The sequence below is a fragment of the Candidatus Culexarchaeum yellowstonense genome (genome assembly GCF_024707025.1).
Taxonomy (GTDB): Archaea; Thermoproteota; Methanomethylicia; order Culexarchaeales; family Culexarchaeaceae; genus Culexarchaeum.
In genome coordinates, this window is record NZ_JANGFQ010000008.1 from 24,118 (window position 1) to 34,265 (window position 10,148).

A 10,148-nucleotide genomic window follows, 5' to 3' on the forward strand; every position below is an offset into this window, starting at 1 on the left:
TGCTTGCTTCCTCGTCTAAATATTAAATTAATGAATGAAAACATGTTCTTAATTGCTAAAGGAATTCTAGCACAGAGCATTTCCATTAATGAGCACTTTGACCATGTTTTGCAATTAATGCTTGTAGTATTTGCTTCATTTTTGAGCCTATGGCTTCTATGGATGCTTCTTTCTCTACGTATCTTCTGCCGTTTTCTCCCATTTCCAATGCAAGTTTTGGGTTTTCCTTTAACCATATTATAGCTTTAGCTAAAGCTTCATAGTCTCCAGGCTTCATAACAATTCCAGACCTTGTTTCCTTTACGTATTCCGCTGGTTGGCCATTTGCAAAGCATATTATCGGCTTTCCTACTGCCTGATACTCATATAGTTTTGAGGATATTCCTAGGTATGGTCTTCCAAAATCCCTTAACGGTAGGATCAGTGCGTCGGCTTCGCTTAGCAATTTTGCTACTTCATTTCTGCTCAGAATTTTGTCCATTATCTTCAAGTTTTCCAGCTTAAGCTCCTTTACTTTAGCTTTTATGTACGGTGCTAGTTCTTCTTGAAGGAGCCTTTAGGCGGCAATTCAGCATACTCTGAAAGGTCTATCCCGTTGGGTGTTATAGCGATCTTTTCTTCAGGTACACCTACAGCCTTATACTGTTCAGCCTCCACACAATCGAGAGCGATAACCTTACTGGCATTCTTTAATAATATTCTCCCAGATAATACGTTATAAAAATTGTATAATGTCCAATGTGATGGTTCCTTCGGCTTAACTTCATAAAGTAATCCATGTGCTTGTAAAACATAAGGAGTATGATACTTTTTAAGAAAGGGGAAGACTGCAAAACTTTGAAATGTTCGTATGCCATGAAGATGTACTATATCGAAATGATGTAAATTATTCCTAGCAAAGGATATAATATCAGGAGTTATGTGGATATTGTAAAAAGTACGAGTTAAGACAAAACTCATATTTTTTAAACGTATCACTTTTATAGATTTGCTATAATAGTTCTTCTTAACACGCCGATATCGGTCAAGTGTGTCGCTGGTCCAGACTTCAACATAATGGCCTCGTTTGGAAAGCTCTTTGCTTATATCATACACTATTTTAGTTATGCCGCCATAAGACCATGCGGGAGGATATTTTGGAGTTACTTGAAGTATTCTCATAGGCTTTCTTTTAAATCGATTAGAATTTTCTCAAAATCATTAGCGATATTATTCCATTCATATTTTTCAACAAAATTTCTTGCTCTTCTGCCAAGATCTTTAACATCGTTATTTATGGCTAGTTTGATAGCTTCATTAACAACATCTTCTGGTCTTTCAACATAAACGATGCCATTATTTAGACCGAATTCTTTCATAACTCCTGGGAGCTTAGTTGAAATTACTGGTTTTGCCATTGCCATGTATTCGTAAATTTTGATAGGCACTATATCTATCATTATTGGCTCATTTGGATAGGCAGGTAATATGCAAATGTCAGATGCTGCTATAAGCTCAGGTATTTCGGAGTAAGGTCTCCTACCTAAAAGTAAGAGTCTATCTTGAATGTTGTATTTGTCTCGAATTTCCTGAAGTTCCTTATAGAGATCACCATCGCCAACCACTAAAAGCTTGACATTTTTATGTTTCGTCAGTTCCATGGCAACTTCTTTTAGCCCAGAGAATTTGTAAAGCCAACCCATAAAGAGGAGAACTATATCCTCATTTTTCAATTCGAAACGCTTTCTAATAATGCTACTGTTAATGGTATTCGGATCAAACCTCCTGAGATCAATTCCAGCACCAAGTACTACAACCTTACTAGGAGAAGCCTTATTCCTTATTACATACTCCATAAGCTTTTTATTTATCACAAATATCTTATCCGCTAATTTTATGGCCTCACGCTCCATTAACCATCCAATGGGTTGAAGTAGCTTAAATGGTATTAAACGATGAGTGACATCTATCCAATAGTAGACGAAAGGTATCCTTTTTCTTTTTGCAACTTTTCCCGCTATGCAGGCAACTACGCCAAAACTCACTATTACATCTGGCGAGAAATCATTAATTTGATGCATAATCTCCTTAAATTGATTTAATAAAATAGATAAATAATCAAGTATTGGGAACCTTATAAAGCTAGGCCGAATAACAGTTACACTGGCACCCTTATAGATCTTTCTTACATTATTAAAAATTCTTCTTCTTGAAAAAAGTCCACCTTTTTTCTCTTTCCATAATAATTCAAAATCTATCACTCTTATTTTATGCCCCCTAAGTGATAAGATTTCCATCAAGTGATGCTGCTGTGCGGGGTTTCTCCTTATCCAATCAGTCGTCTGAACAACTAGTATCCTCATACAAGATCCCCTGGAGAAACATATACTGCATCTGTTATCCTCAAGTCATTTAGCAATTTTACTACAAATCCTATTTTCCTTATGGTATTTACCTTTACTTTTCCAGTTATTATAGCTAACACTATATTTAATTTACCAAATAATATTTTTGTTAAATTTTGAGATGTTAAATCAATTATGAGTTTATTTTTAGGAATTTCCGATAATTGTACGATGTCGATATCTACGCCATCTTTAATCGAATTAACTTTATAAGCTACTCCATCTATGCGAAAAATTACTGATTTCCCCTCAATTCTTTTCTTAAGTTTATTATTAGTTGAAAATAGCTGTTTTAAAAGGTTAAAGGGAGAGACGCATTTTGCTATCATAATGTTTGGGTTGAAGCTTACCCATTGCTTTAAGAATATTGGTTTTTGTTTCTGTAAATGTGGCGGAAGGGCTACTATTATAGCATCTACATCCTTTTTACTGCAATACTCTTCCACTTTTTGAATTAATTTTTCTGCTGATTGGGAATCAATAGCTTGGAACTCGATTACATTTCCATATTTCACATCATCTTCTATTGTAATTGCAATAATAGCAAAACCTGTGATTTGAGAATCTTTAACCGAAACAAGTACAGAATCTGCATTAACATTGTAATGTTTAAGGTAATATTTTATAAAGTTTTCGTCTTTGCTTAAGTAGGCATAAGGAAGATTTTGAAATGTGGAATAGAGCTTAATTATTTCATCTAGATCGCTTTCCGAATAATTTCTAATAATTATTTCATCTCCACTATAGCGTTTTAACAAGTGTCCAACCCTTTAAAACTGTTTTAAAAAACATGCGGATAGAACCGATTTTCACCCTTATCTTCATAAAAATTAGCAAATATATTAGAGATAAGATCCTTTTAACTTTACTCATATTTCTGAAATTCACAAGATGCTTTATAGCTTTCTCATTATATATAATTTTAACGTAATCTTTTTCACTAAAAGTTAAGGTCTTAGGAGTAGCAATTATTGACTGTATACTGAAAGTATGTTCTTTAAACTGAAAAATCATATCAAAATCCGTTTCTTGGAATACTTTTCTTACCCTTTGATTTTTTGCCAGAAAATCCTTTAAACTTGCTTTTAGCACTTTTTCTGGTCTGATAATTTTTATGTAAGCGGGTAATTGTTTAATCTCAACAAATCCAGCTCTCACATCACTTTTGTAAGCATCCGACCCTTTTAACGTCCATCCAAACACTAGAGGTGCACTTTTTAAACATGCTATTTCAAATCTATGGCGAAGAATTCTAGAGTGAAGTTTCATCCCCCTAAAATTTGGATGTATAGCTCCATCTCCCAGTAACCCTACCAAAATAGCCCCATTGGGAAGTATCATTTCTCTAAAGTGTATTCCCCCATGGCCAATTATTTTACCTTCATATTCTAGAATAGAAATGTTATCTTTGTCAAATGTAGGGTATGAAAGGTATCGATATTTCCATTTGTTGATGTCCCCCCATTTCCCATAGCAAAGGTTTAGAAAGTTGACTATTTCCTCCTCCTCCCCATGATTATAATTGCGAATTAGTATTTCTTTTTCCATTTATTCTTCCACTATTTCTCCTATGAATGAAGTTCTATCCGCATTTTTTACACATTCGGTAGTAAAGGCTAATGCGTCATTAAAGTTACCATTAGGAAAGCTTATTCTTCCATAACCAAATATATATGGTAATCTATCTTTTTCCCATTTTCCTATGTCTTGCCAATGTATGCCATCACGAGATGCCCATATGTGAGCATAATTGTCCCAAGCTGCACTTACTCCTTCGCTTCTTCCTTCAACTCCTGTTGAGAACAAAATAATATCATTTAGCTTCGCAGAATAGTAGACTGGTCCATTTACAGGTACCAGTCGCTCTATTTTCCCATCTTTACGCCTATACCTATATATGTAACTTTGTTTTGCTGGCGTATCCGTCCCCCAATAAACGTATTCCTCAGTAAAGAGTAAACTTACTGCTCTGAATTTTTGATTGCTACAACCTATAATCCCCCAACTCTCCCCTCCATCCTCAGATACCATAATCTTTGACTCTAAATCACGATCTCCAGTTCCAACCCAAATTTTCCTCTCATAAGGATCGAACTGAACAAAATGAATATGTCTTACATCTTTTAAAGATAATATTTTTCTCCAACTCTTCCCATAATCTTCTGATTTGAATAGGTTTACGGGATAACGATGTTCATCGTTCATAAAGTATTCTCCCATGTATATGTTTCCTTCGTCGTCTTGACACAAACCATTTCTTAATGGGCCTATCCCTTTACTGAAAACAAATATGCATTCAATTTTATTGTTGCAAATTCTATATACCTTTCCACTCGCTACAGCAAGAATATTTCCATTATTAAGTTTTATCATGGCTCTTACTCCTAAACGAAATGTTCTCGATAATAACCTGGAATAACTAGCAATTTTCATAAGTGTTGGAGCATTCAATTTAGCAATCTCTTTGAAGGTATTTCCGAAATCCTCACTTGCATACAAGCTGTAACCTGATGAAGCCCATATTTTATTTCCTTCTATCCAATGAAAAATTTTGCCAGCTATCTTCTTCTTTATAACAAGTTTTAGTTTCATTATTTACATCAACATAATTTATACCAGCATACCTTTAGAGGCCATATAATTAGCAAAGTTTACAAATCTGAATTTCTTTAAAATATTTCTTAGCAATTTCTCCGTTTTATCTATGTGGTGATACGTTACAAAGGATCTGTAAAAATTAAGCTTTAACCTAGGAGTTTCGGGATCGAGTTCCCAATTATGTACGTAAATAACTGCTGGAAATCCTTCATTATTGATCTTTCTGATACCCTTCTCTATTATGTCTAAGTTCCATAGACGTAACCAAAAACCTCCAGCTATAGGAACTTTAAATTTGAACGATTTATATACAGCTAAGGGGAACTCCGCGATTAGACGGCTGTTATCCTCCTTTGTTATGTCGGCTATAGATGGATGGTATGGGTGTGTTGGAGCTTTGTACATTCCATATAATGGTGTCCACGTTGGGAATATGCTTGAGTCGTACTTGAATCCTTCCTCGAATAGTATTTTTAGAGCCCATTTCGTTTTATTGTTTAAGGAGAATGATGGTGCTCTGAAACCTATGCAATTGGGGTGGAGTTTTTTAAAGGTTTTAACTTCCTCTCTAAACCGTTCAGGTGTTAATTTCCATAACGGTTCATGCATCCATCCATGGAAAGCTATTTCATGCCCCTCTTCCAGTATCATTTTTATGATTTCCGGAAATTTCTCAGCTATTTCTCCAACTATGAAAAATGTTGCCTTAACATTGTATTCTTCTAACATCTTCAATATAGGCGGAATGTTGTCAGGTGTCCTGTAGTATAAGTTTTGTCTATATTGTCGTGTATATTCACCATGAAATACTTCCTCCACATCTACTGACAGTATGTTTTCCACCAACGCTCAAAACTTCACTACTTTCTCTATTTTATCCATGTTTTCCTTGATCCATTCGTAGACTTTTCTCAGTCCAGTCTTCATATCCGTTTTTGGCTCATATCCAAGTATCTTCTTGGCTTTTTCTATTGATGCTCTCCTCCTTATTGCTTTATCCCAGTCTCTTCTTGGTTTGAATATTATTCCAGCTTTGTTCCCTGTTATCTCGTTTATCCAGTTTGCCAAGTCTATGATCCTTGTTTCTGTTCCTGATGCTAGGTTTATTGCCTCACCCACAGCCTCCTCAACAACGCCCATCCTCAATGTTCCGTCAACTATGTCTTCCACGTATGTGAAGTCTCTTGTCTCCTCCCCAGTTCCAGTTATTGGTAGTGGTTGGCTGTGCATTGCCCACCAAATGAAGTTTGGGATTACATTCCTATATTTTCCGGGTACTTCTCCTGGGCCGTACACGTTGAAGTATCTTGCTATGGCCACTGGCAGTCCATAGTAGTTGTGGAAGTAGTTGCAGTATAGTTCTCCTAGTAGTTTGTGGATTTGGTATGGTGTGTCCAAGTGTAGTGATATGAAGTCTTCCTTTAGTGGTAGTGGTGCTTGGCTTCCATATACTGAGCATCCCGATGATGCGAACACGAACTTCTCCACTCCAACTAGATTAGCGTATTCTAACGTCTTCAGTGTTCCCAAGCCGTTTACGAGTAGGTCTGTTTCAGGGTGGTCTACGCTATTCTGATTTGCGAAGTGTGCTGCTAAATGGAAGACATAATGCGGTTTGTAGCTGAATGCCCTCTTCATCTTCTCCTCATCAAGTATGCTTCCATGTATGAATATCACCTTCTGATGTTTTGGTATATTCCATTCATATGATGCCGATAGATCGTCGATTATTATTATCCTTTCAGGTTCAGCTTTCAGTAATGCTTTTGTTAGGTTGCTACCTATACATCCAGCTCCACCAGTTATCAGTATCCTCTTCCCAGTATAGTGGCTGAGTACTTCTTCGAAATTCATTTGCCATACACCCTCCTAAACCATTCTATGGTTTTCGGTATCCCCTCTTCAGGCTTAACATTCACCTTAAAGTTTAAGTCCCTCTTCGCCTTAGTTGAGTCCGGCCTCTTAACCTTCGTTGTGAATGGTTCAGCCTCCTTATATGTAACTTTCGAGTCATCCTTCCCAAGATACTTGAGTATCAAGTCTGAAATGTACTTTATTTCATACAATTCGTCTCCACCAAGATTATATACTTCTCCAGGTTTGAAGTTTTCAACTATATTTGCAACTGCCCTACATACGTCATCGATATATTCAAGTGTCCTCTTATGCCCCAAGTATACTGTGTATGGTTCATCATGTAACGCCTTATATATGAATTTAGGTATAAAGCCCCTATATGGATTATAATGCTCCCCTGGACCGTATACGTTGAATGGTCTAACGATCACTGTTTCAGTTCCATATTGCATGGCTGAATTCTTGATCATCATCTCCCCAACCCACTTTGTCATTGCATAATCGTTTAGTAAGTGTATGTGTATCTTTTCAGGGACATCTTCACTCATCACACCATCGTAATCGCCATATATCTCGGCACTGCTGAAGAATATCATCCTAAACTTCCTCTTCTCCTGCATTCTTATCATGTTCTTCGTTCCAACAGCATTCGTTAACCATAAGTTTTCATAGTAGTCTTCACCATTCCATCTCCCATACTCAGCCGCCAAATGATATACGTATTCGAAGTCATGTTGCTCAAAAATTCTCTCAACTTGCCTATACTTACTCACATCACATCTAATGGATTTTGGGTCGTGGGAATGTGTTAAGTCGCATAGCCAGACATCATGCCCCCTACCTCTAAGCTCCCTGACAAGGTTTGAACCTATGAATCCAAGTCCACCAGTAACCAGTATCTTCGCCAAACCAATCACTTAAACTCTCTATATTCCCCTCTACTTATAATGTTTATTATTCTATTGGCAGCTCTGCCATCACCAAATGGGTTCCTCCAATCCCTCTTCGCATCAATCATTATTTTTGCTTTCTCAAGTATCTCCTTAGGCTCTGTTCCTGCAAGTACATTTGCACCAACCTCCAAGGTTTCAGGCCTCTCAGTATTATACCTTAATGTTACGCATGGAACTCTTAGTATGCATGCCTCCTCTTGTACGCCACCTGAATCTGTGAATATCAATTTAGCTTTACTCTCAAGTTTCAGGAAACTCAGGTAATCTAATGGTTCTATTAGGTTTAACCCCTCCACGTCAATGCCATACTCTTTAATCCTCTTCAATGTCCTCGGATGAATCGGGTATATTATTGGCATGTTGAAGTATTCCCTTACCAATTTTAAACCTTCAATTATATTTCTAAGCCTCATGGGATTATCCGTATTCTCCTGCCTATGAACCGTCACTAGAAAATAATCATCGTCTGCGAATTGAACATTTATAGTTTCAGCTAATTTTAGGTTTTGGTATACTGCATCCACAATAGTGTTCCCAGTCACATGTATCTTCTCCTCCGGGATTCCTTCCCTGAGCAGATTCCTCTTTGCGACTTCTGTGGGTGCGAATAGTATGTCTGAAACGTGGTCTGCAACTATCCTATTTATCTCTTCAGGCATACTTCTATCGAAGCTCCTTAATCCAGCTTCCACATGACCTAAAGTTACCCCAACCTTAACTGATGCCAGTGCACCTGCAAGCACGGTATTCGTATCCCCCTCCACAAGCACTATATCAGGCTTCTCATCCAATAGAACCCTCTCTATTCCAATCATCATTTTCCCAGTTTCCTCAGCATGCGTCCCGGAGCCAACCCTCAAATTATACTTGGGTTGGGGGAGCTTCAACTGTTCGAAGAATACTTGATCCAAGTTATAGGAGTAGTGTTGCCCAGTGTGTAATATGAAATACTCCATATTCTTCTCTTCCAGCCCCCTTATTATTGGTGACATCTTTATTATTTCAGGCCTCGTCCCAAGTACTATTGCAATCTTCACTTTACCTTCCTCACCTAAATATTACTGTTCCACCATCAGTGTATGGCTTCCATGGGTCAACGCATTGGAGATATGCATGCTCTTTATCTTCAGGCTTTGTTAAGCCTAGTTTAACTGGGTCAGCCCCCTCATCCAATGCAACAGCATAATGTAATATAACTGAGAGGGCATGTATGCAGAGTGCATCCGTCTCCTCCAAAACAATCCTTGGACCATCAATTACAATTCTATCTCCAACTCTATGTACTGGGCACCTCCCCCTAACTTCAACAACCTCTACCTCCAACATCTATTTCGCCCCTTTAACCACGCTTACCAACACCCACAATATTACTGCAGTTGTGAGTAGCATTAATCCAACCATGGTTGAGGCTACAGCTATCAATGCAACATTCGTCATTATCTGTCTTGTCGCCGTGAAGGTTTGTATTGTCCACACCCAGAAGAATAGTGCAATCATCATTGCCAATGCCCCTGGCAAACCGTAGAATAGTAGTGGTCTCCTTATGCTCATCTGCTTCACAATGCTTAAAACCACGTCAAGCCCATGTACTATTGGGTTTTGTGTTGATGGCTTCTCAACATTATAATTTATCTTTATTGGCACCTCAACTATCTTAAGCCCATTCTCCCTTGCTTGCATCAATATCTCCGTTGAAGCACCCATACCCTGCTCAGTTGGCATTATTGAGTGTATTGCCCTCCTACCATAAGCTCTAAAACCAGACTGTGCATCAGTCACATCCCCATATGAAGCCTTCTTCGCCAATTTCGTTATCAACTTAATTCCACCAACCCTATACCTCGGAGCTTCAACACTCCCCCCAGCAAGGAATCTTGAACCAATAACTATATCCCCCTCCCCCCTAAGTATAGGCTCAACAACCCTTGGAACATCACTAGGATTATGCTGTAGATCAGCATCCAAAACAACCATAACATCTGGATCGATCTCCCTAGCCCTCTTAAATAGTGTGTGTAAAGCAGCACCATAACCCATATTCCTCTCATGCCTTATGACTTCAGCTCCAAGCCTCCCAGCAATTTCTCCAGTCAAGTCTGTTGATCCATCATCACACACAATAACCCTATCAACATACCTCCCCACTTCAATTACAACTCTAGCTATCGTCCTCTCCTCATTATATGCTGGTATGCAAGCTACTATTGTGGGTTTCTTCATTGCTTGAATTTTGAAGTGAAGTTTCTCATTTTGTGTGGCTTACTATTTCCACTTCTATGTTTAGATTATCCTTCAAAGTTTTCTTTATTTTGCTGAAGTCTTCTTCATCGGCTGTTAATATGCGTTTAGCATCATG

The 10,148-nt window shown here is 37.8% G+C and carries 12 protein-coding genes; all 12 read right to left on the minus strand.

Going from position 1 to position 10,148, the window contains the following annotated elements; all coding sequences use genetic code 11:
• Positions 1-85 precede the first annotated feature (85 nt).
• Genes MRT15_RS02735 through MRT15_RS02790 form a run of 12 tightly spaced genes read right to left on the minus strand, consistent with a single transcriptional unit; the run spans position 86 to position 10,012 of the window.
• Entirely contained in the window at positions 86-526 is a 441-nt protein-coding gene (locus MRT15_RS02735) for a glycosyltransferase (RefSeq protein ID WP_304327711.1), read from the minus strand.
• 8 nt (positions 527-534) lie between these two features.
• The gene (locus MRT15_RS02740; RefSeq protein WP_304327686.1) at positions 535-1,161 is read right to left on the minus strand and encodes a glycosyltransferase; all 627 of its coding nucleotides are present in this window, start codon (positions 1,159-1,161) and stop codon (positions 535-537) included.
• Complete coding sequence (locus MRT15_RS02745) at positions 1,158-2,342, minus strand: glycosyltransferase (protein ID WP_304327688.1); 1,185 nt, start codon at positions 2,340-2,342, stop codon at positions 1,158-1,160. The genes MRT15_RS02740 and MRT15_RS02745 overlap by 4 nt, the downstream gene beginning before the upstream one ends.
• Positions 2,339-3,142, minus strand: a complete 804-nt coding sequence (locus MRT15_RS02750; RefSeq protein WP_304327689.1) for a hypothetical protein — start codon at positions 3,140-3,142, stop codon at positions 2,339-2,341. The genes MRT15_RS02745 and MRT15_RS02750 overlap by 4 nt, the downstream gene beginning before the upstream one ends.
• On the minus strand, positions 3,126-3,932 hold the full coding sequence (locus tag MRT15_RS02755; RefSeq protein ID WP_304327691.1) for a GNAT family N-acetyltransferase: 807 nt from the start codon (positions 3,930-3,932) through the stop codon (positions 3,126-3,128). The genes MRT15_RS02750 and MRT15_RS02755 overlap by 17 nt, the downstream gene beginning before the upstream one ends.
• A complete protein-coding gene (locus MRT15_RS02760; RefSeq protein WP_304327693.1) occupies positions 3,933-4,976 on the minus strand; it encodes a hypothetical protein in 1,044 nt (347 codons plus the stop codon).
• Between the two features lie 18 nt (positions 4,977-4,994).
• Complete coding sequence (locus tag MRT15_RS02765; RefSeq protein WP_304327694.1) at positions 4,995-5,825, minus strand: polysaccharide deacetylase family protein; 831 nt, start codon at positions 5,823-5,825, stop codon at positions 4,995-4,997.
• A 6-nt stretch (positions 5,826-5,831) separates the two neighbouring features.
• Positions 5,832-6,836, minus strand: coding sequence for an NAD-dependent epimerase/dehydratase family protein (locus tag MRT15_RS02770; protein WP_304327696.1), 1,005 nt, complete (start codon positions 6,834-6,836; stop codon positions 5,832-5,834).
• Positions 6,833-7,753, minus strand: a complete 921-nt coding sequence (locus MRT15_RS02775; protein ID WP_369684942.1) for an NAD-dependent epimerase/dehydratase family protein — start codon at positions 7,751-7,753, stop codon at positions 6,833-6,835. The genes MRT15_RS02770 and MRT15_RS02775 overlap by 4 nt, the downstream gene beginning before the upstream one ends.
• On the minus strand, positions 7,753-8,829 hold the full coding sequence (gene wecB / locus MRT15_RS02780) for a non-hydrolyzing UDP-N-acetylglucosamine 2-epimerase (protein ID WP_304327700.1): 1,077 nt from the start codon (positions 8,827-8,829) through the stop codon (positions 7,753-7,755). The genes MRT15_RS02775 and wecB overlap by 1 nt, the downstream gene beginning before the upstream one ends.
• Positions 8,830-8,839: 10 nt before the next feature.
• Positions 8,840-9,118 carry a TIGR04076 family protein gene (locus tag MRT15_RS02785; RefSeq protein WP_304327702.1) on the minus strand — a complete coding sequence of 93 codons (279 nt, stop codon included), beginning with the start codon at positions 9,116-9,118 and terminating at the stop codon, positions 8,840-8,842.
• A complete protein-coding gene (locus MRT15_RS02790; protein ID WP_304327704.1) occupies positions 9,119-10,012 on the minus strand; it encodes a glycosyltransferase family 2 protein in 894 nt (297 codons plus the stop codon).
• Positions 10,013-10,148: the final 136 nt, after the last annotated feature.